Below are 21,061 nucleotides of genomic sequence, written 5' to 3'. Positions count from 1 at the left end.
TGGAATGTAGAGTTCGAAACTAGAAGGGAAGATGTATCTTGCCGTTACATATTCATTTTGTTGGGATCAAAGGAACAGGTATGAGTGCCTTAGCACAAGTCACCGCTCAAATCGAAGGGGCAGAGATTACAGGTTCAGATGTCTCCGAACGCTTCTTCACAGATGCGGTCTTAGAGCGGGCTAATATTCCTGTCCTTCCCTTTGCTGCCGCCAATGTTGAAAAATCTGATATAGTTGTGGCTTCGGCTGCCTATAATGAAAACCATGAAGAAATTTCCCGCGCCAGGGAATTGAATATCCCTGTTTACTCTTATGCTCAATTTCTGGGAAGACTCATGTCTAAGAAACGCGGCATCGCAGTCTCTGGAACTCATGGTAAGACTACAACTACTGCCATGATCGGATTGACTCTGCTTCAGTCCGGAATTGATCCCACTATTGTCGTGGGGAGCGATGTTCCCAGCATCGGCGGTAACGCTTATTCAGGTCAGGGGGACTTTTTCCTAGCTGAATCCTGTGAGTATCGTCGCCATTTCCTCAATTATTCTCCTGAGTACTTAATCATTACCAATATCGAATTTGATCACCCTGATTATTTTAAGAATTTAGATGATGTCATCCTGGCCTTTTCGGAAATAGCCCAGAAGATTCCACCCCAAGGCAAAGTTTTTATTTGGCATGAGGATCCCCACCGGGAGTCAATTCACTCCCAGGCACCCATCATAACCTTTGGCTTCAGCGAGGACGCGGATATCTGCGCAAAAGATATCCAATTCCATGATGGCGGAAGCTCCATGAAAATCATGGCTCATGGTACCCACCTCGGAGATCTACACCTCCACGTGAGTGGTAAGCACAATATTTTAAACGCCTTGGCTGCCATCGCACTCTGCCTGGAGATTGGAATTCCGCCTGAGCAAATATTGAAGAATTTGGGCCTCTTTAATGGCACTAAGCGCCGCTTTGAGCAAATCGGCATGAATGCGGGCGCTCTGATCGTCGATGATTATGCCCATCACCCCACGGAGATCCGTTCCACTTTGGAGGGTGCAAGACTCTCCTTCCCGGACCGTCGTATCCGAGCTGTGTTCCAGCCTCATACCTTTAGTCGTACAGAAAAACTCCTTCAGGAGTTCTCCGAATCCTTTCAGGCCGCTGATGAAGTAGTCATTGCGGACATCTTTGCTTCTGCACGGGAAAAAAATCTTAACACTGTTTCCTCTTCCTCCCTAGCTGATTTGATCTGCCAGCAAGGGGGTAATGCCCGCTATATTAACTCACTTGACGGAATCAGCGACTATCTTGCTCAGACCCTAACTCCTGAAGATCTTGTCTTAACCTTAGGTGCAGGAGATATTTATAAGGTCGGGCAAAGCCTAGTGGGTTAAAAAGGAGGGGTTAACATGGCTCAAACTACCCGCGCACAACGTGAAAAAAAGACCGTTGAGGTCATGATTAAACTCTACTGCAAGGACAACCACAAGACAGAGTCCGGACTTTGCACTGATTGCCAAGAGCTTTTAACTTATTCCCTGAAACGTGCAGACAAATGTATGTTTGGGGAGGATAAACCTGTATGCGGAAATTGCACTGTCCATTGTTATAAAAAGGATATGCGCGAGAAGATTCGCGTCGTTATGCGTTACTCGGGCCCTAGGATGATTCTCCAGCATCCGGTAATGGCCATCCAGCATCTAGTCGATAAGAAACACAAGCCCCAGAGCAAAAATGAGGAGATCAGCTAAAAAGTTAGTTTGTAGATAAATATAAGGTGTATCATGAAAAAATGAGTAGAGTCCTTCAAGGACTGTTCGATATATATGGGAAATTTTAAAGGGAAGCCAAACGGCTTCCCTTGTTCATTACATTGAGGCGGATTGAGGATAAAAGGACCTTTTTCTGATTTCTTTTATAATCTCACGCCAATCTTGGCAACGAGTGATCCCTGAGGGTAGTTCCCCCTTGTTATAGCTGGCATCCAAAAGGAGAACATGAATCCCTGCTTCAGAAATCGCTTGGGCATTACCTAGGTAATCTTCCAAGAAAATCTCCAGCTTCCACTGCAAAGCGTATTCTACTTTGCACTGGAAGCTTGTGAAGAGAATCTGCTCATAAGGAATTTTGTATTTTTCTAGCCACCGTACTGTATGCTTTTCTTCTTCCAAGGAGCGGGCCGTGACATAAACCACCTCATGACCTTCCCTGAGAAGCTTGTCAATGCCTTCCTTTGCACCAGCTACAGGCTGCGGTATGTCAAATAGATGAGCCACATTATCATCAAAGTACTTCCCCATAGCCTCCCAAGACACTCCAAAATCCAAATGCATATCGTAGTTCTTGAGTTCGAGAATATTGGTTCCAAAATGCTGATTCAACTCCCTGACCCAAGCCCTATAACTATCGGAAACCACGCCATCGATGTCTACTCCTATTCGCAACTGCCTGCCCCTCCTTCTTTGCATATTATCTTCTATACTATTTAGACCTTAGCAAATCTGCTACCGGAAACAAGCATTTAGCTATGACCCTGCTGGGCAACCTAGAGCTCCGTAAGTTTAGGCAAAGCTAGGGCAGGTGGTAGCTTTCTCTTATGTTCGCTACGACGATGCATGTCTTCAATCTTCGTTTGGATAGCCTCGGGAACCTTTTCCCCTAAGAGGTAACGATCAATGAGATCATAGGTAACTCCCATCTCTTGCTCGTCGGTTTGCCCTTCCCATAATCCAGCGGTAGGAACCCGATTAACGATTTTATTCGGTAGTCCCAGCTGGGCTGCCCAAGCTCTTACTTCCGTCTTGGTTAGGGAGGCTAGGGGGAGAATATCGACCCCACCATCACCATATTTCGTAAAATACCCGGTATACGACTCGGGAGCATTGTCTGTTCCGACCACAAGGTAATTAAGAGCATTGGCTACCGTATATAAGGCGGACATGCGCAAACGTGCCTTTAAGTTTCCCTGACTTAATCTTTCCTCAAATGCAAACCCTTGTGCGCTTAGTGCTGCATTAACTGAAGCCAGAATGTCCTGATGAGCATGGGTCAGATCCACTTCTAGGGTTTGTAAGGACAAGGTTTCCGTTGTCAACAGGGCGTCGTCCCGATCCACAGGGTTCGATCCTGCAGGTAGTACTACGCCGACAGAGTTGTCCGGAAAAGCACGCTTACATAAGCCGGCCACCACTGCCGAATCAACCCCACCGGAGACGCCAATTACCAGCCCTTGAGCATGAGCCTCATGAACACGCTCCCGTAGCCATTCTACAGTCATATTGATTCGTGCTTCTAATTCTTCAGGACTCCACATAGGTTTTAGCCTCCTCTATGCCATGATATACTTGTTATCCCGATAGCGGTCACTCTGATAGTGCCTATTTCATGGTTTCGCTTACTTTCTCCACTGAATTACTAATCTCTAGCAATAAGGACTGCCTTAGCTCGAAAAGCTTAGGGGATAGGTCCACGATATAGTGATGCGGGTTGACTAAGCGCTTTACTTCATCCCACAAGCTAGCACATTCCCCTTGAGCATAGGTTTGAATCTCCTTGAGGTTCGGAAGGTCGTAGACCCGCTTGCCTCCTCGGAAAACCGGTACCAAAAGCTCTCGAGTCTTAAAATTAGTGAGGGTCTTCCGCTTCCAGGTCTGGATGGGATCAAAGATAGTCAAGGGCTCTCGAAATTGCTCGTCTTCTAAAGCAATGAGATCAGCCATGGCTTTCCCTTGTTGATCGTAAAAGCGTACGATCTTCTTAATACCGGGGTTGGTAATCTTGCTGATATTCTCGGAGACCTTAAGACGCGGCTCGAATAACCCATCTTTCCCTTCCGCAGCTAGTTTATACACTCCGCCCAAAGCAGGCGTATCTTTTGATGTAATCAAATGGGTTCCCACACCCCAGGAATCGATAGTCGCTCCCTGAGCTCGGATAGCCGTGATAGTGTGTTCATCCAAGTCATTAGAGCCCACAATCTTAGCATGCTTCAAGCCTGCAGCATCAAGCATTTTGCGGGCTTCGCGTGATAGATAAGTTAAATCACCGCTGTCAATGCGGATTCCTAAGAAACGATGCCCCTCTGCCTCCAGCTCCAGGCCCACTTTAATGGCGTTGGGGACCCCTGATTTGAGAACATTATAGGTATCGACTAACAGCAAGCACTGATCCGGAAAGGTGCGCGCATAGGCACGGAAGGCCTCTACTTCACTTGGGAAGCATTGAATCCAACTATGGGCTTGGGTTCCGGAAACGGGTATCCCATATCTTTTTCCTGCCAACACATTAGAAGTCGACTGACAACCTCCGATAAAAGCTGCTCGCGAGCCCATTATTCCTGCATCAGGTCCTTGGGCACGTCGAAGGCCAAATTCCATGACACTACCCCCACCGGTAGCAGCCACCACCCGGGAAGCCTTGCTAGCAATTAGGGTCTCGAAATTTATGATGTTTAAGAGTGCCGTCTCGATCAACTGAGCCTCTGAAATCCTTGCTTTCACCCGCAGAATTGGCTCATAAGGAAACACTACCGTTCCTTCAGGCACGGCATCGATATCCCCATTAAAGCGGAAATTCTGTAAAACCTTAAGAAAATCCTCCGTAAATAAATTTAACCCCTTGAGGTAATCCAGATCGTCCTCGGAAAACTGCAGACTTTCAATATACTCCACAACCTGCTCTAATCCTGCAGCAATAGCATATCCGCCGCCGCTAGGAATTTTGCGAAAATACAAATCAAAAACTGCATCCTTATCCTCATAGCCATGTTGGTAATAGCCCTGCATCATGGTCAGTTGGTATAGATCCGTCAGTAGCGCCACATCACGCACTTAAATCCTCCCCCTTCTTGAACACCAGCTTACTTCTATCTTACTGATCCCCCACCCTTAAAAACTCGACTTAGGTCATACTATCTTTCCTCAGTTTGTCCACAACAAAGAAAAAACTATACAGAATTACCCACCCCAATAAGCAACTTATTCGGAGGTTATCCACAGAGTTGTCCACACTATGCACAGGCTAATTATGTTTTTTATGCTCATTAGAACTTGTAACCCAGTTTTTCCAGGAGTTTGTTAGACTTTTCTATACCCGGTATAGGTATTTCCTGAGGTTATCCACAGATTTTAAAGTTATACACATTATCCACTGATTATAGACAACTCACTTAAGCTAGCGGCAGAAGACTAGCTGATTTCATCACTTATTGGTCAATTGTGCTAGGGCGTCTTCGGTCCAAGCAATGGCTTGGGCGACACGTGTTGGGGAGGGACCGCCGGGAATATCCCGCTGGCGGACACAATATTCAATGCCTATGCTGGTAAAGAGATCCTTCTCAAACACAGAAGACTGCTCTTGAAGCTCCTCTAAGGTTAGATCTTCTAATCCACAGCCTCTCTTTGAACAGTAAAGAACTAGCTTACCCACGATTTCATGAGCTTCCCGGAAGGGAACATTCTTTTTGGCTAGGTAATCAGCTAGATCGGTAGCATTAGTAAAACCGCCCTTAGCACCCTTTGCCATAGCCTCTTTATTGACCTTCATGGTTCTCAGCATGGGTTCGACTACTAGGAGCGACTTTTGCAAGGTATCCACTGCATCAAAGACTTGCTCCTTATCCTCCTGCATGTCTTTATTATAAGCCAGAGGTAGCCCTTTCATGACGGTGAGCAGAGCCATCAAATCTCCATAGACACGACCTGTTTTGCCACGGACCAATTCTGCCACATCAGGATTCTTCTTTTGAGGCATAATGCTCGATCCGGTAGAGTAGCCATCATCCATGATGACGAATTGAAATTCTCCAGTCGACCAAAGCACCAACTCCTCACAGAGGCGGCTAAGATGCATCATGATGATGGCGGCGGCACTGAGGAACTCCAAAGCAAAGTCCCGATCGCTGACTCCATCAAGAGAGTTCCAAGTAATCCCGTCAAAATCCAGCTCCGCGGCTACCATTTCTCGCTTAAGGGGAAAGGTCGTACCAGCCAAAGCTCCCGAGCCTAGAGGGGATACGTTGAGGCGCTTACGGGTATCCTGGAGGCGGCCCAAGTCCCTTAGAAGCATTTGGGCATAAGCCATCATATGATGAGCAAAGGTGATCGGTTGGGCTTTTTGCAAATGAGTATAACCGGGCATCCAGGTTTCTTGGTGTTCCTTGACCAGGTTAAGAATGGTGCGCAGAAGCGCCACTAATAAATCCTTCGTGTGATCGATCTCTTCCCGGAGGAAAAGACGCAGATCCAGAGCTACTTGATCATTACGGCTTCTTCCCGTATGCACTTTCTTACCTACGGTGCCTACCCGTTCTGTCAGGAGCTTTTCAACATTCATATGAATATCCTCGGCCCCGATTTCAAACTCGATCTTTCCGGCTTGGATATCCGTTAAGATGCCTTTAAGACCCTCGATGATCTGCTGCGTTTCTTCCGAGGTCAAGACCCCGATCTCCCCAAGCATCCGTGCATGGGCTATACTGCCCTGAATATCCTGCTTATATAAGCGCTGGTCAAAGGATATGGAAGAATGGAAATCCTCCACCAAAGCATCAGTGGATTTTTCAAAACGGCCACCCCAAAGTTTCATGTGTATTCCTTCCTTTCTTAATTGGCAACTTTCTAGTGATATTGTTAATGATATTGTCAGTGGTATCGTCAGTGATGTTTCTGTTACGTTTCCGCTGTGTTTCTGCGATATTGCCAATGCTATTTTCTTTGTTAATGAGGAAATTGGCAAAGTGTAAAAAGCGCCCTGAGGGCGCTTTTTGCATTGATCTTTGTTATCTCAACCCTGACTTTTTCTCCATAAGCGCTCTGACTTTAAGGGGAAGGCCGAAAAGGTTGATGAAGCCTTCAGCATCCTTTTGATTGTAAACGCCATCTCGTCCAAAGGTGGCGAACTCCTCACTATAGAGAGAATAAGGAGACTTAGTGCCTGCTAGGCTGCAGTTGCCTTTGTATAGTTTCAGGCGCACGGTGCCTGTGACATTTTTCTGGGTGACATCGACAAACGCATCCAAGGCTTCCCGCAAAGGTGAATACCAGACGCCATCATACACAAGTTCGGCATATTTCAGGGCAATTTGTTCTTTATAGTGAAGGGTTAAACGATCTAGGGTCAAGTGCTCCAACGCTTGATGAGCAGTGTAGAGGATGGTTCCACCTGGGGTCTCATAAACACCCCGGGACTTCATGCCTACCAGTCGGTTTTCAACCATATCAACAATACCGATGCCATGCTTGCCACCTATCGCGTTGAGGGCTTCCAACAGCTGAACAGGGCCTAGCTTCTCGCCATTGAGGGAGACGGGGATACCTTGTTCAAAATCCAACTCCACATATTCCGCTTGATCCGGCGCATCCTCGGGTGAAACTCCAAGGAGATAGAGATCCTTCTTAGGCTCGTTCCAGGGGTCTTCTAGGTCACCGCCTTCATGACTGAGATGCCAGACATTGCGGTCCATGCTGTAGGGGCGATCTTTCGTAACAGGGACGGGAATCCCTCTCTCCACCGCATAATCAATGGCATCCTCCCGGGATTTGATATCCCAGATCCGCCAAGGTGCAATGATTTCCAGATCAGGGTTAAGGGCCTTTACTGCCAGTTCAAAGCGAACTTGGTCATTCCCTTTTCCTGTGGCACCATGAGCGATAGCCACAGCCCCTTCTTTCTCTGCAATCTCCACTAAGCGCTGGGCGATTAAGGGACGAGCAAAGGAGGTACCTAATAGATATTTACCTTCATAGACTGCACCAGCTTTTAAGGTCGGGTAGATAAAATCGGTAACAAATTCTTCTTGGAGATTCTCGATATATAATTTACTGGCTCCACTCTTAATAGCTTTTTCATGGAGAGGCTCCAGTTCTTCACCTTGTCCGAGATCAGCAGCCATAGCAATTACTTCATAACCATAATTTTCTTTTAACCAAGGGATAATGATCGAGGTATCTAATCCCCCGGAATACGCAAGCACTACTTTTTTCATTGAGGATAACTTCCTTTCATAACTCAGATATAGCAAACTCTTACTCAGATATGGAAAACACCTATTAAACACTTAGCTAATGAATCTGACTCCGAGTGGAGGTTAGATTCTAGCTGAGTATTTATCGACTTAACCTATACTAATTCTTTACCAAATCCTAAATTCCTGCCTTTTACAGCAATAATGCCATGATTGCTTTATGAGCATGGAGCCTGTTTTCTGCTTCATCGAAAACAACGGACTGTGCCCCTTCTAAGACCTCTTCGGTAATTTCCTCACCTCTATGGGCAGGAAGACAATGCATGACGATGGTGTCGGATTTTGCTGCTTTTATGGTTTCTCCGTTAATTTGATACCCTTGGAAATCCCTCATGCGGATTTGGGACTCTTCTTCTTGACCCATACTGGCCCAAACATCCGTATAGAGCACATCTGCCTCCTTGGCTGCGGCAAGAGGATCCTCCATCCATTCCACTAGTCCACCGTTCTTCTTGGCTTGCTCTTGAGCAGTGGCTACTACTTGGGGATCTGGCTTATAGCCAGCAGGTGAAGCAATGACGACATGCATGCCCATTTTTCCGGCAAACATTAGAGAATGTGCCATGTTGTTACCATCTCCAATGTATGTCATCTTTAGGCCTTCCAGACGATTTTTATGTTCTTGGATGGTGAGCAGATCAGCCAGAACCTGGGTCGGATGGAGAAAATCGCTCAAACCATTGATAATGGGGATCTGGGAATACTGAGCTAACTCAATGACATCTTGATGACTATGGGTTCGAATCATGATTCCATCCACCATTCGAGATAAGACTCGAGCGGTATCTTTGATAGGTTCCCCACGGCCGATTTGAATATCCCTGTTGCTCAAAAACAAGGCATGTCCTCCCAATTGAATCATACCCGCTTCAAAGGCAACCCGTGTGCGTGTAGATGACTTGGTAAAAATCATGGCTAGGGTTTTTCCCTGCAGAACCGGATGGGGAATACCCGCTTTTCTCTCTTCTTTTAAGGCTTTAGCAACCTTTAACATATGTATAATTTCTTCTGGCGTAAAGTCTTTTAGACAGATAAAATCTCGTCCAACAAAATGCTCCTTATCTAAAACCAGCATTGCATCTCCCACTTCCTAGCTTTATTTAATATGAATTATTATACTAAACAATGTATAAAAATACAACATCCTTTTTCGCTTTTCTTACTGTAATATTTCTTCCAGCTTAAATATTCCCAGCACTTTAATTATAGTATAAGCATCTTCTGAATCACATAAGGTAAGCGTAAAGTTTCTATAAATGTACTATTCAAAATGTCATCCCCCATGTAAAATAATTATAAGTATTAAAACGTTCCTGAAAGGTGGGGTTTACTTGAGTTGGACCGACCGTATGAAAAAAACCATCGAAACCTTTAAGAGAATGGCTCTCCCTCTTTTTGGCTTTTACATTATTTTTATAATTATAAGCTCCATCATGGCTGCCCTATCCATCGCGGCGGCAATCATGCCTGTCCTCCGTTCGGGTGAGTTCAGTTCATCCTTCCCTTCTAGCCCCTATATAGACCCCACGGTTCCAGTTCCACCGGGCTATGACTCCATGACGAACTTTGGCTATGGCCCCAGCTTTGGTGATGGCTCTTTCGGGGAATTAGCCCCTTACCTTGAAGAATTGGCACCCTTTATGAATATGGCGCCCACCATCCTGCTGTCGATTGCCCTGCTTGTTTTGCTGAGTATACTTTTGGCTTCTTTCTTCCAAGCCGGAGTCTTTCATTTAACAAAAAAAGCCTACGTTGAGAAGGCCCAATTTCGGGATATCCGATTTCAGGGCTTTGCTCGAATTCTTGGTTGGTCCGCTATTCTCATGCTGATGTCCATTGTTATGCTTAGTTTAGGAATAGTGATTGCGATGAGATTCCAGTCTGAGTATGCTATGGCTTCGTTCGCGATCATCTATATGCTTGTGTTTGTTGCTTTAGGAATCTTTCTGGCTCCTTGGATTACATCTGCACCTTACAGAATGTTAACCCAGCTTCATCTTCCCTTTGGACAGGCCTTTAAAGAAAGCTGGAGCTTCTACCGTCGCCATATGGGACCCCTGTGGGGAGCCTTTTTAACCATATTGGGTATTCAACTTCTGATTGGCTTGTTTGATAACAACGCATCGGATGTCGGGCTGATTCTCTCCTTAATTGTTACTCCCTTTTTAATGATTCTCCCCGTCGTTTGGGTGTTCACCCTTGAGGAAGAGGAAAAGCCTATCGGAAATCTATACGATGATCCAACGACTCCAGTACTCCGGCCGGAAACCTCTCCTTTTACTGTCTCCACTGATTCACGATACCATCCGGCCTATGAAGGAAACAAACCTACTGACGCACCTTCAAGTGCTGCACCAGAATCACCGCCCAACAAACCTGATGCACCCGATGTGCCTATAGCTTCCTATCCAGCCCCAAGCAATCCTTATACTCCTCCTAAGGATCCTTATAGCTCACCCGAATCTCCTTATGATTCCCCATATAACCCATCTCATCCCCGCATACCGTTACCGGTAGAATCAGAGGATACAGCGAACTTCTGCCCAACCTGCGGTCGGAAGACACGTGAAGGTGCCAGCTATTGTTCGCAGTGCGGAACAAAATTATGAGAACTGAGACACCAAAAGAGCTGCCTTGATAGTGCAGCTCTTTCTTCATTACTAACTTCTTGTCATAAAAGGAACTCTACTCTTATGTGGTCTTCTTTTAGGCAACTCCTTTTGGAGTGCTGGCTTTTTGCGAAGCCTTTGCATCAATAAAAACGAAGGCAGCCATGAACAGGCTAGCCACTATGGCCACTAAAAAAGAATCCCTGCCGATTTGGAGACCGAAGAGCTTACTGATCCCAGCATACACATAGGGCTGAACAAAGCCACCAATGTTCATGGCACTAACGCCAATCGATATGGCCAGGGCAACCAAGGGCGGTGGGACCGACACCGAAAGCTTAACCCAATAAGAAGGTACTAAAACACCCATAGATAGACCGATCATCGTAGTTGCGACAAAAAACTGGAGAAGGGTGTGGGAGGTGTAGCCAATGCCAAAGCCGGCTGCGCAGAGGAGGTATAGTATAGAAAAGGTGTATTCTTTTAAAATACGCATGACTTTCCCAGCAAAAAAACCGCCAATTAAACCACCGACTGTCATCAGGGTTAAAGCTAAGCCGATGGAAGCTGCATCACCCATCTTTTCCCCATCAAGCATGACTGCTGCGTTGTTCATGAGGATAAACAAAATAATCTGAAAGGCGAACAAGGAAAAAAAGCTGGTATACACACGACTGGGCATTTTCATCTTTTCACCTTGAGGAATAACCTTGCGCTCTGGTTCCGGTAAAGTTAAGTGAACGGCAAAGAAGATGATCACACCGATAATATAGGCATAGAAAGCATAATCCCAGCCATAGGAGCCGAGAAATCCTCCTGCCAATTGATACATAATGCCACCGATGCTTGTAAAGGCTGATTGAAATCCCATCATAGTCTCTCTTTCGTGCCCGTCAAAGAAGTCTGAGATTAAATCTGCTGCCATGGGCAAGAGAAAACCAAGGCCTACTCCCAGTAGACAACGCATAGCTAATATAAGCGTGAAATTACTTAGGAAAGCAGGCATGATTCCACCCACGGCAAAGCACAGAGACGCTATGGCAAAAAGGGTTTTCTTAGGTAAATATTGAGTTAGTTTTCCATAGATCGGTGCAAAGATAACAACAAATAAGGACGGCAGCCCAGAAATCAGCATAATAGTTGTCGGATCAATATCTGGGAAGGCCTTCATAATATCGGCTAGGACTGGATTTGTGACCATGGCTCCCATGCCCATGGCACTTACGGCGAGCACCCCAAATTTTAGCGTTCGTCTACTCATAAGAACCTCCTCCATATATGTACGGGTATTTTGTAAAATAATTAATTCACATAGTTTACTATACCATATTTGTTCTCCATTCCACTATTCCCTTTTTTATTATCTACTATATATGAAAAAAGCTATAGGAGACAAACTATGGCCCTACGAATGGACATCTCTTTACAAATATCCTCGAAAAGACTATTGGGTTTACTCAGTTTACTTTTAGATCACGTCGGGTTATTCTGAAGTATATAACCTTATGAAGGAGGATATAAAATGATCAGAAAAACGATGGATGAAACTGTACATAATGCTCGTGGGGGCGAAGGAAGCGTGGTATTTTCTCATATCTTGAGTAAGGAGGAATTGATGGGGCATGCCAATGTGTATGCGAAGGTTACGATTAAGCCCCATAGTAGTATTGGTTATCATCAGCATGTCGGCAACACCGAGCCCTACTACATCCTTTCCGGCAAAGGTATCTTTACTGATCATGATGGGACGAGAACCGAAGTCAGCTCCGGAGATGTCTGCGTGATTCAAGTGGGCGAACACCATGGCCTTGAGAATCCTACCGATGACGACCTTGTTATGATGGCGCTGATTATCAATGAAGGTTAAGTGAAGCAACGTCCACAAAGCCGGCATATTGCAATCCGCGCTTTTATGATTGATATACCGTAAGAGAACCCGGCTACGCCGGGTTTTTTTGTGTAAATACGCTTCATTTCAACTATAGTTTGTCTTATAGACAAACTGTACTATAATTCATGAAAAATTTTTGTTAAAACTGTTTACATTTTATTATAACAGTGATATCATATTACTATCGAAATAATATTTGACTATTTTAGTCAAAGGAGGCTGTCCAGTATGAAAGAAAAAAAGGCTTGGGTACTCAATGGTTATCTTGCTGTGGTTATCTTTTTGGCTTTAATCGTCGCAGGCATCGCACTTATATTCCAGACTCAGTTTATCGTAGGAAGCGCCCTGATTCTTATTGGTTTGCTTTTGTCCAGCGGGATTGTTGTGGTTCAGCCCAACAAATCCTATGTCGTCACTTTTTTTGGTAGCTACACGGGGACCATTCGCGAACCTGGTCTCTGGCTCACTATTCCCCTTTCCATGCGTAAATCCGTCTCTTTGCGGGTCCGTAACTTCAACAGTAAAACTCTAAAGGTCAATGATGTGGAGGGAAATCCCATTGAGATCGCGGCTGTTATCGTTTTTAAGGTCGTGGATACTGCCAAAGCCATTTTTGATGTGGATAAGTATGAGCAGTTCGTCGAGATCCAAAGCGAGACGGCACTCCGTCATGTGACCAGCCGTTACCCCTATGACAATGTTCGCTCCGATGGCTATTCCTTACGTGGCAATTCCGAAGAAGTAGCGGGGCAACTCACTATTGAGCTCCAGGAGCGCCTCAAGGTTGCAGGAGTCGAAGTTATGGAAGCACGTCTGACGCACTTAGCTTATGCTACTGAGATCGCCGGCGCCATGCTCCAACGTCAACAAGCGAATGCTATACTGGATGCCCGTCAGATCATTGTCGAGGGGGCTATGGGTATGGTTCAAATGGCAGTGGAACGTCTGGAAAAGGATAACGTAGTGCAGCTGGATGAAGAGCGCAAAGCCGCTATGATCAATAATCTGCTGGTGGCTATCGTCTCTGACCGTTCTGCCCAGCCTGTCATTAATACAGGTACTCTCTACTGATGATCCTTAGGGAACCGTAATAGCAGAACCACAGGGACCGATCCCTGTCCCAAAGCAAACACAATAATATAAGATCAGAGTTCAGAGAGTTATCTCTGCCATCCTGCCACTAGCTTCCGGCCTTTAGTTTCCGACCCCTGGCCTCTGGTCTCTGATCTTTGAAATAAGACAGGTGTTGATGAGCATGCCCAAAAAACAATTCGCCTTACGACTTGACCCTAAACTTTATAATGCCCTTGAAAAATGGGCTATCGATGAATTCAGAAGTGTCAATGCTCATATCGAGTTTTTGCTTCGAGAATCTGCTCGTAAAGCGGGACGCCTGAATAAGGATAAAGATACCGGAACACCTGACGAAGGAGGCGATAGCTGATGTTAAGCCTCATGGAAGAAATTCTTCTCCTCTCCCTCAACGAAGACAAAGGCAATTTTTCTTTTACCGCCAGTACGGTTATAAACTATTGCCTCTCGGGAGCTATCCTCATGGAGTTAGAACTCCATCAACGCATTGCGGTGGATAAAAAGATTCTGAGCGTTCTTGATTCCAGATCGATAAATAATTCACGGCTTGATCTAGCCCTCAGTCGACTCCATTCCAGCAAGCGTCAACGCTCCCCCGAGCATTGGGTAGGAAAACTGAGTGGCTCCTTGAAGGGCTTACGAAAAGGACTTCTTGAAGAAATGGTAGATAAAGCTCTGGTGCGAGAAGAAGAAAAGCAGTTCTTCATCTTTACCACTACCCGTTATCCCGTCCGGGATACTCGGGTCAAAAAAGATATTGTTGAGCGAATTCATCAGGCCCTTATCCGAGGAGAAAAACCGAGTCAGCGTACCGTAAGACTTATCGGCTTGCTTTATGCCAGCGGTCTACTCCCTTACCTCTTTGACAAAGAAGATCGTAAAGAAGCTAAACGCCGAGCCAAGGAGCTGACCAAAGAGGATATCTTAGCGAATGCCGTTAAGAAGTCTATCCAGATGCAAAATACCGCGACCTTTGTAGCTGTAAATTAAGACTGAGTTACCCGAATTTGTAAAAGCTATCAGATAATATGAGAGAACGCTCCAAGCCTTGGCTGTGGAGCGTTCTCTCATTGACACATTATATAGATAAATGCATTATTAAGTTAGTTATCAAACATATAGCCGATTTTACGCACCGTCTTAATATATTTAGGCTTCAATGGGTCATCTTCGATTTTCTTACGTAGATTACTCACATGAACACTGACCGTGCGCACATCACCATAACTAGGGCGCTGCCATATGAAAAAATATATTTCTTCGAGCTCTAAGACAGTACCTTTATTTCTCATTAAGAAGTAAAGGATTTGAAATTCTGTAGGAGATAAATAGATCATATCGATTCCCTTTTTAACGGAATGAGTATTAGTATTTAAGATCAAATCACCGGACGCTAGCATCTCTTCTGCTCGAGGATTGCTCCGCTGCATGCGTCTGAGATTCGCTTCTATGCGTGCCAGCAATACTGAGCATTTAAAGGGTTTGACTAAATAGTCGTCCCCTCCAAGACGCAAGGCCTTGACTATAGTCTCCTCATCATCAAGACAACTGATAAATATGATCGGGCAATACAACCGCCGGCGGAGTTGAGCACAAATTTCCATGCCATCCACACCAGGCAAAAGAATATCAAGCAGTATAACATCAACGCGTTCATCGGCGGCAGCCAAAGCCTCTTGGGCATCCTTTACCCAATGAACACTATACTCTTCGTTCTTGGCAAGATAAAACCGAACAATATCGGCGATTGTCGGGTCATCTTCTACCAATAAAATGTGATACACTATTATTCACCTTCTTAATTGAAACTCCATCTTTATTTAAATTCATCTTTTCAAGGCTGGTATATTTTCATTCTAATGGAGGCACATTCTATGCGCAAGTTCACCCTTTCTCTCCTCTTATTTATCATGATATTCGCCTTATCCCTTCTGCTTCCAGGTCTCTGGACGAGCCAGACACCTGTTCTTTATTCAGGCTCACTAATCCCTGCGGATATCGAAGATCGCAGTTACATTATATCTGACTTGAAAAGTCAACAGATGAGTGGTGACTCTTATTTCCTTCACTTTAATATCACTAACGAAACGCCTGAGCTCATCTTGGTGCTCTCAGATGTCGGCGCGATTCGAGCGGTGGTTGATGGCTCCCTTGCCTATGCCTATGACGGTAATACATCATACCAACGGGTCCATCAAATCCCTCTTCAGGTAAACAAGTTCGCTGACGATGGCACCTTAACGATTGATCTTCATCTGCAATCACCCGCCCATTCCTTCGAAACCAAGATGATGCTGGCTACGAAGGAAAATGCTGAACGAGATATGCTGTTTGCTCACGGGATGAACATGCTCACCTTAGGCATCTACTTACTGATTATCATCTATAGTCTATCGCTTTATATAAAAAAGCCCAGTGAGAAATATCTACTCCTGCTTATGGCATTGGCGTTTACTGCTTTAATCTCTGCTCTTTCTAATTCGAACTATGCGATCATAGAATTTCGCTCCCTCACTGATCTGGTGCGCATTTTCCGCATAGTATTCTCGATGGCCCTTTGCTTCATGCTTATGGACATACACCTTCCCGGCCGTTGGAATATGCTGGTTCGGGCACCCGGTATCACTGCCCTGACTGTTTTGCTTTTGCTGCTCGATTATTTTGGACTGGATTATCTATTTGAGCACATTGCCTATTCCCTCGCCCTTCCCTCAGCTTACGCCGTCATCGTTGGAAGCGCCAAGGGAAGACCGGATTCTTATATATTGTTGATCGGGACGGCCCTGCGGGAAGGCCTGCGCGAATTTTTCCGTTTTGTGGAGCTGGGGCACTTCCTCCCTTCTATCGCTATGTTTTACTACTACATCCCTCAATTCAGTGGTATGATCTTCGCCTTTGCCTGCATGTTTGTCATCAATAGCCGTTTTGCTCGAAAATTTAATGAGGCCGACCAACTGGTTCTCAAGCTTGAAGAAGCCAATGCCAATCTAGACGCTAAGGTGATGCTCCGTACTCAAGAACTACAAAAAGCTAATGTTAAAATTCAAGAAGAACAAAGAAAAAAACACAGTATGATGGCCAATATCTTTCATGATTTGCGCACTCCTATTTTTAATGCCCAAGGAACAGCGGACATGTTAGGGGTATCCACCGAAAAAAATTCCATCCTCTTATCCACCCTTAAAAACCAACTGGATTATCTCGGTCGCCTCACCGAAGATTTACTTCTTATCGCGAAATTAGAAGAAGGCGGCATAACCTTTACCCAATTCCGGGTGCGGCTGGATTCTTTGTGTGCTACTGTTCTCCAGGGTTCTCAGAATGCTGCTCAGCAGAAGAACATCCAATTATCCAGCTATCTTGAGAAGGACGTGTGTGTCACCGGCGATGCCTTTCGCCTTAAGCAGGTCTTGGAAAACTTAATCTCTAACGCTCTTAAATTCACTCCTGAAAACGGCACAGTGTCCCTTACTCTACACAGTGAGGGGTCGAACGCCGTCATCGAAATTAAGGATACTGGTCTTGGCATCGATTCGGAGGATTTGCCAAAAATCTTTAGCCGCTATTATTACAGTAAGCAAGGAGACAATTCCCAATCCTCAGGGCTTGGTTTATCCATTGCTTCTGAAATTATTAAGGCTCATCAAGGTGAAATTCGTGTTTTTAGCGAAGTGGGCAACGGGTCAACTTTCACAGTGATCTTACCGCTGGAACAGATCGGGGAACATGAGTAATACTAATGAAACCTCTATCACTACTTTTGGTAGTTTTAGAGGTTTCATTGTTTATAGATCGCATTCGCAAGATAGATTACCTAGGGATTAATTTTTGATAGGTTTTGATCGTGTAAAATACTTACTTAAGATCAGCTACGACAGCTTCTCCTACTACATCACCGTATACTACCGCTACAATGAGGGCATAGCCGACTTCACCTGCAGCAGCACCATGACCGGAAGTCGATCCTGCAGCATAGAGACCAGGAATGACTTTTTCTTCGGTACTGATGACATGTCCTGTCTTATCGACTTTGATACCACCGTAGGTACTTTGCATGGAAGGTGTTACCAGAGCAGCATAGTACTTCGATTTATCAATGGGGTCGGAGATTTTGCGGCCAAATTCCTTATCCACACCAGTGGTCGCATAGGTTTGGTAGTCCTTCATGGTCTTGAGGAAGTTTTCTTTGTTCACATCAATCTTGTCAGCTAGCTCTTCGAGAGTGTCAGCAGAAATGAAATAGCCGGAGTCATTATAGCCCTTCATTAACTTGAGGTCTTCAATGACCGTTTGGTCAAAAACAGCGTAGGCTTCAGAACCCTTTTGTTTCATCATTTGCTCTGATTTGTAGTTGATGGAGCCATGATCTTCATTCACAAAGCGTTTGCCATCATGATTGATCAACACGGTATGGTTGTTAATAGCTGTTAGGGATACAGCGGAGCCATCATCGATGATATGGGCAAGGTAGTTGGCTTTAACTTGATCCATATTATAAAGTGCCGCACCGATTTTTTCAGCCATAATGATTCCATCACCAGTTAAAGAAGCGGAACCTGTGGTAGGTCTGTTTAACCAGGTAGGATTATATTTAGCAAGGAGTTCCGGATTATTGGAGAAACCACCTGTGGTCATGATAACAGCTTTGGCCTTAATCTTATAATTGCCATCGGGAGTTTCCACTTCGATTCCGGTAGCCTTACCATCTTCCATAATAATAGAGGTCGCCTTGGTATTCAGTCTGTAATCGACGTTCAGTCGATCTAATTCTTTAGATAAGGCAGTGACGATGTGGGTTCCAGGGGCACTACCATCTTCGATTTTGTGTTGGAAGGTGTTGGTGATTCGGCCAAAGGGTACGCCCAACTCGACGAGCCAATCCACCATGGTCCCACTGCGATCCGCATAAGTCTTAAGAGTAGTCCGATCAGCAGGCATTTTCTTTTGTGTGGCAATCCCATCTAATTGCTTATAGAAATCCTCGGCAGAGCTATTAGGGATGTTGAGTTTTTCTTGCACACTTGAGCCTGCTGCATTAAGCAGTGTGGAGGCCATCATGGTGTCTCCACCACCCAGCATGCCCATTTTTTCTACTAGAATAACTTTTTTACCCGCGGCTGCAGCTTTGATAGAAGCAATCATTCCTGATGCTCCAGCACCGACGATGACAATCTCGGTTTCGGCATCTTTGACTTCAACCTTCTCCTTAGCTACATCTTTCATCAACTTGTTGATATCTCCGCCAGCCTTGATGAGCGCATCCTTAGCAGCTGCTAAAATTGCGCCACTTGTTAAGGATGCTCCAGCAATGGTGTCAACCTTTAGGGTCTGACCTTCCACAATCTTTTGGGGAATGACTTCGATTGGAGCATCACTTAATCTTGCGGTTTCACTATGCTCAAGAACTTTCACCGAAAGAATCTTACTCTCATCGACAGTAACTTCCAGCTTTAAGATCCCATTACGTCCAGGAGCTTCTGCTACATAGGTACCCGGAGTAAAAGATAGTCCATCACTTGTTTCTTCTTTTCCAGTGTCTTTTGCTGCATTACTTGTTGCAGAGCTCGAACACGCAGTCAAAGTGAATAACATGGCTATGCAAAGAAATAGTGAAAGCATTTTCTTCATTTTCTTAGTCATACAGTTTTCCCAGCCTTCCTGAAATAGTTTAGCCGATTAGAGCGCTTCAATCGTTTCTTCACAAGCACTTGATCACTGTGCTTAAAACAATTGTACAATAATTATCAAGGACCATGTTTAAAGATTCGCTAAAGAATTCACTTTCACTTGATGCGTGGAACTTATTGCTTTCTGTGCAGGTTTTGACTTTTGCCTAATAGGTTTCTTTTTTTAGCTTCAAAAAATTTAAGAAAACTTTCAGTTTAGTTTCAGTCAAACTTAAGCTTACTCCTCCATAATACAAACAATGGAAATTTAATTGCTATGGAGGAATCGCATCTTGAAAACCAAAAACTTAGTAAAACTAACCCTAGATATTGTGATGTACATCGTCTTTGTTCTGCTTATGAAGATTTCCTTTGGCGGATTGACCTTTCACGAAATTGCCGGCTTAGGAATTGGCTTTGTCTTCATTGTCCATATTCTACTTAATCTGCAATGGGTCAAAAAGATCACCTTGAGGCTCTTCGATCAAAGTCTGCCTAGAAAAACTCGCTTAGGCTATATCATCAATGTGTTACTTTTAATCGCTATGACGTTTATTGTTGTCAGCGGAGTCCTTATTTCCAAGATTCTATTCCCGAATCTGAACGTCGGGAATCTCCGCTGGCTCCATGAGATACATATCCTCGGTTCCTATTTATCGCTTATCCTCATGGGTGTTCACCTTGGGCTTCACTGGCAATGGATTAAAGGGCAGATTAAGAAGGTATTTCAAGGTAGACCATCTCAAATAGCTCTTTCTTTGACCAAGCTCTCGGTAATCCTGCTTCTGGTGTTCGGAGGCTATTCACTCGTTGCACCGCAACTGGAGGCGAAGCTTCCTGAATTAATACCAGCCATTGGTAGCGAAGCGGATTGGGCTGAATCGGGTGAACATAGCTTAGCACAGCGTGAGTTTGCAAAAGGTGGCTTCGAAGATCAAGAAGCTTTTGAAGAAAAACTCAGGGAAAAAGGTATTGATCCTGAAGAGTTTGCTAAAAGCGGGAAAAAAGGAGAACATAGAGACAGCAGCTCCTTGGCTGTTATTGGGATCTTCACCCTTATCATCGGAATTTTTGCCGGTATTACTCGTCTTATTGAACGCTGGTTAACTCGAAAGATATAAATAAGTATTAGTCAGAGGACATTTCGCCTGCAGATCTTTCATTAAGTGCTAGCGAAATGTCCCTTTGTTTTAATCTATTTCCCACCGCTACACTTAATAATTACAGTTACCGGTTTGATAAAATATGCCAATACCCCGCCGATTATAGAAAGTACTATACCAAGAGTAAACATGATATCATAACTACCTACTAAGTCAAAAATAAACCCCGCGAAGTACGAACCTAAAGCAGCCCCGGTCGCCTCAGTAAGACCTAACACTCCTGTGATAACACCCAAAGCTACCAAACCAAACATCTCAGCTGAAAAGGTAAACCTTAAAACAGCTTGACCTCCCCAGGCAATCCCGAATAATATGGCAAAAAGAAAAAATCCCCATAATTGATTGGTGTATTTTCCCCAAAGCAATGCCAAAGCCATCATACAAAAGGTTAAAAAGTAAGTCCTTTTACATCCTATTTTATCGGCTAAAAAACCAACTCCAACCCTACCAATTATGCTTGAAAACGTAAGTACAGCCATTACGTTGTAAACGGTAAAATAAAGTTAACAGATTTCGTTAAATAAAAATGAACACTTTTCTCCCAAGCTTCCCCATGATGAGCTATGATGAATTTTGAATTAAACAAGAATCATAGCTTTATGGGGGAGAAAATGAATAGGATA

At 44.6% G+C, this 21,061-nt stretch carries 20 protein-coding genes; 10 read left to right on the top strand and 10 right to left on the bottom strand.

The genetic code is table 11. The features are described from left to right. Positions 1-38: 38 nt before the first annotated feature. On the top strand, positions 39-1,388 hold the full coding sequence (murC, locus tag AAC978_RS15250; protein ID WP_341548929.1) for a UDP-N-acetylmuramate--L-alanine ligase: 1,350 nt from the start codon (positions 39-41) through the stop codon (positions 1,386-1,388). 15 nt (positions 1,389-1,403) lie between these two features. Further along, entirely contained in the window at positions 1,404-1,745 is a 342-nt protein-coding gene (locus tag AAC978_RS15245; RefSeq protein ID WP_341548928.1) for a nitrous oxide-stimulated promoter family protein, read from the top strand. Between the two features lie 117 nt (positions 1,746-1,862). Here AAC978_RS15245 and AAC978_RS15240 read toward each other — a convergent pair whose 3' ends face one another. From AAC978_RS15240 to argH, 4 genes are all read right to left on the bottom strand, one after another. Beyond that, positions 1,863-2,438, bottom strand: coding sequence for a 5' nucleotidase, NT5C type (locus AAC978_RS15240; protein ID WP_341548927.1), 576 nt, complete (start codon positions 2,436-2,438; stop codon positions 1,863-1,865). A gap of 101 nt (positions 2,439-2,539) precedes the next feature. Continuing rightward, positions 2,540-3,307 (bottom strand): NAD(+) synthase, encoded by a 768-nt coding sequence (nadE, locus tag AAC978_RS15235; protein WP_341548926.1) that lies wholly within the window; start codon positions 3,305-3,307, stop codon positions 2,540-2,542. Between the two features lie 64 nt (positions 3,308-3,371). Beyond that, entirely contained in the window at positions 3,372-4,823 is a 1,452-nt protein-coding gene (locus AAC978_RS15230; RefSeq protein WP_341548925.1) for a nicotinate phosphoribosyltransferase, read from the bottom strand. A 370-nt stretch (positions 4,824-5,193) separates the two neighbouring features. Continuing rightward, positions 5,194-6,579, bottom strand: coding sequence for an argininosuccinate lyase (gene argH, locus AAC978_RS15225; protein WP_341548924.1), 1,386 nt, complete (start codon positions 6,577-6,579; stop codon positions 5,194-5,196). Here argH and AAC978_RS15220 point away from each other — a divergent pair. Further along, a complete protein-coding gene (locus tag AAC978_RS15220; RefSeq protein ID WP_341548923.1) occupies positions 6,578-6,736 on the top strand; it encodes a hypothetical protein in 159 nt (52 codons plus the stop codon). The two genes, argH and AAC978_RS15220, sit on opposite strands and share 2 nt — an antisense overlap. 36 nt (positions 6,737-6,772) lie before the next feature. Here the strand turns inward: AAC978_RS15220 and AAC978_RS15215 are convergent, their stop codons facing one another. Together AAC978_RS15215 and argF are read right to left on the bottom strand one after the other, a co-directional pair. Further along, positions 6,773-7,978 carry an argininosuccinate synthase gene (locus AAC978_RS15215; protein ID WP_341548922.1) on the bottom strand — a complete coding sequence of 402 codons (1,206 nt, stop codon included), beginning with the start codon at positions 7,976-7,978 and terminating at the stop codon, positions 6,773-6,775. Between the two features lie 172 nt (positions 7,979-8,150). Continuing rightward, on the bottom strand, positions 8,151-9,092 hold the full coding sequence (gene argF, locus AAC978_RS15210; protein WP_341548921.1) for an ornithine carbamoyltransferase: 942 nt from the start codon (positions 9,090-9,092) through the stop codon (positions 8,151-8,153). Between the two features lie 256 nt (positions 9,093-9,348). Between argF and AAC978_RS15205 the strand changes: the two genes are divergently transcribed. Continuing rightward, complete coding sequence (locus AAC978_RS15205) at positions 9,349-10,626, top strand: zinc ribbon domain-containing protein (protein ID WP_341548920.1); 1,278 nt, start codon at positions 9,349-9,351, stop codon at positions 10,624-10,626. A 97-nt stretch (positions 10,627-10,723) separates the two neighbouring features. On the opposite strand, the gene AAC978_RS15200 is transcribed toward AAC978_RS15205, so the two are convergent. Continuing rightward, a complete protein-coding gene (locus AAC978_RS15200) occupies positions 10,724-11,887 on the bottom strand; it encodes an MFS transporter (RefSeq protein WP_341548919.1) in 1,164 nt (387 codons plus the stop codon). A 261-nt stretch (positions 11,888-12,148) separates the two neighbouring features. On the opposite strand from AAC978_RS15200, the gene AAC978_RS15195 reads away from it, so the two are divergent. The 4 genes from AAC978_RS15195 (at position 12,149) to AAC978_RS15180 (ending at position 14,599) form a co-directional block, all read left to right on the top strand. After that, positions 12,149-12,493 (top strand): cupin domain-containing protein, encoded by a 345-nt coding sequence (locus tag AAC978_RS15195; protein WP_341548918.1) that lies wholly within the window; start codon positions 12,149-12,151, stop codon positions 12,491-12,493. A 252-nt stretch (positions 12,494-12,745) separates the two neighbouring features. Next, complete coding sequence (locus AAC978_RS15190) at positions 12,746-13,588, top strand: SPFH domain-containing protein (protein WP_341548917.1); 843 nt, start codon at positions 12,746-12,748, stop codon at positions 13,586-13,588. 178 nt (positions 13,589-13,766) lie between these two features. Then, the gene (locus AAC978_RS15185) at positions 13,767-13,961 is read left to right on the top strand and encodes a hypothetical protein (protein ID WP_341548916.1); all 195 of its coding nucleotides are present in this window, start codon (positions 13,767-13,769) and stop codon (positions 13,959-13,961) included. After that, entirely contained in the window at positions 13,961-14,599 is a 639-nt protein-coding gene (locus AAC978_RS15180) for a GOLPH3/VPS74 family protein (protein ID WP_341548915.1), read from the top strand. The genes AAC978_RS15185 and AAC978_RS15180 overlap by 1 nt, the downstream gene beginning before the upstream one ends. A gap of 113 nt (positions 14,600-14,712) precedes the next feature. On the opposite strand, the gene AAC978_RS15175 is transcribed toward AAC978_RS15180, so the two are convergent. Further along, positions 14,713-15,393 carry a response regulator transcription factor gene (locus tag AAC978_RS15175; RefSeq protein WP_341548914.1) on the bottom strand — a complete coding sequence of 227 codons (681 nt, stop codon included), beginning with the start codon at positions 15,391-15,393 and terminating at the stop codon, positions 14,713-14,715. 90 nt (positions 15,394-15,483) lie between these two features. On the opposite strand from AAC978_RS15175, the gene AAC978_RS15170 reads away from it, so the two are divergent. Further along, a complete protein-coding gene (locus AAC978_RS15170; protein WP_341548913.1) occupies positions 15,484-17,343 on the top strand; it encodes a sensor histidine kinase in 1,860 nt (619 codons plus the stop codon). A 121-nt stretch (positions 17,344-17,464) separates the two neighbouring features. On the opposite strand, the gene AAC978_RS15165 is transcribed toward AAC978_RS15170, so the two are convergent. After that, entirely contained in the window at positions 17,465-19,249 is a 1,785-nt protein-coding gene (locus AAC978_RS15165) for a flavocytochrome c (protein ID WP_341548912.1), read from the bottom strand. Between the two features lie 319 nt (positions 19,250-19,568). On the opposite strand from AAC978_RS15165, the gene AAC978_RS15160 reads away from it, so the two are divergent. Next, on the top strand, positions 19,569-20,396 hold the full coding sequence (locus AAC978_RS15160) for a DUF4405 domain-containing protein (protein ID WP_341548911.1): 828 nt from the start codon (positions 19,569-19,571) through the stop codon (positions 20,394-20,396). A gap of 74 nt (positions 20,397-20,470) precedes the next feature. On the opposite strand, the gene AAC978_RS15155 is transcribed toward AAC978_RS15160, so the two are convergent. Further along, the gene (locus AAC978_RS15155; RefSeq protein WP_341548910.1) at positions 20,471-20,917 is read right to left on the bottom strand and encodes an MFS transporter; all 447 of its coding nucleotides are present in this window, start codon (positions 20,915-20,917) and stop codon (positions 20,471-20,473) included. Between the last annotated feature and the right edge of the window lie 144 nt (positions 20,918-21,061).

Source organism: Desulfitobacterium sp. THU1, from assembly GCF_038181555.1.
Taxonomy (GTDB): Bacteria; Bacillota; Desulfitobacteriia; order Desulfitobacteriales; family Desulfitobacteriaceae; genus Desulfitobacterium.
Note: the sequence above shows the minus strand (reverse complement) of the source record. Positions and strands in the feature narration are given on the sequence as shown.

Coding starts and splice junctions, on each gene's coding strand:
- AAC978_RS15185 (WP_341548916.1), top strand. CDS start 13,767: ATGAGCATGCCCAAAAAACAATTCGCCTTACGACTTGACCCTAAACTT.
- AAC978_RS15170 (WP_341548913.1), top strand. CDS start 15,484: ATGCGCAAGTTCACCCTTTCTCTCCTCTTATTTATCATGATATTCGCC.
- argF (WP_341548921.1), bottom strand. CDS start 9,092: ATGCTGGTTTTAGATAAGGAGCATTTTGTTGGACGAGATTTTATCTGT.
- AAC978_RS15200 (WP_341548919.1), bottom strand. CDS start 11,887: ATGAGTAGACGAACGCTAAAATTTGGGGTGCTCGCCGTAAGTGCCATG.
- AAC978_RS15245 (WP_341548928.1), top strand. CDS start 1,404: ATGGCTCAAACTACCCGCGCACAACGTGAAAAAAAGACCGTTGAGGTC.
- argH (WP_341548924.1), bottom strand. CDS start 6,579: ATGAAACTTTGGGGTGGCCGTTTTGAAAAATCCACTGATGCTTTGGTG.
- AAC978_RS15220 (WP_341548923.1), top strand. CDS start 6,578: ATGTGTATTCCTTCCTTTCTTAATTGGCAACTTTCTAGTGATATTGTT.
- AAC978_RS15155 (WP_341548910.1), bottom strand. CDS start 20,917: ATGGCTGTACTTACGTTTTCAAGCATAATTGGTAGGGTTGGAGTTGGT.
- AAC978_RS15215 (WP_341548922.1), bottom strand. CDS start 7,978: ATGAAAAAAGTAGTGCTTGCGTATTCCGGGGGATTAGATACCTCGATC.
- AAC978_RS15180 (WP_341548915.1), top strand. CDS start 13,961: ATGTTAAGCCTCATGGAAGAAATTCTTCTCCTCTCCCTCAACGAAGAC.
- nadE (WP_341548926.1), bottom strand. CDS start 3,307: ATGTGGAGTCCTGAAGAATTAGAAGCACGAATCAATATGACTGTAGAA.
- AAC978_RS15190 (WP_341548917.1), top strand. CDS start 12,746: ATGAAAGAAAAAAAGGCTTGGGTACTCAATGGTTATCTTGCTGTGGTT.
- AAC978_RS15165 (WP_341548912.1), bottom strand. CDS start 19,249: ATGACTAAGAAAATGAAGAAAATGCTTTCACTATTTCTTTGCATAGCC.
- AAC978_RS15195 (WP_341548918.1), top strand. CDS start 12,149: ATGATCAGAAAAACGATGGATGAAACTGTACATAATGCTCGTGGGGGC.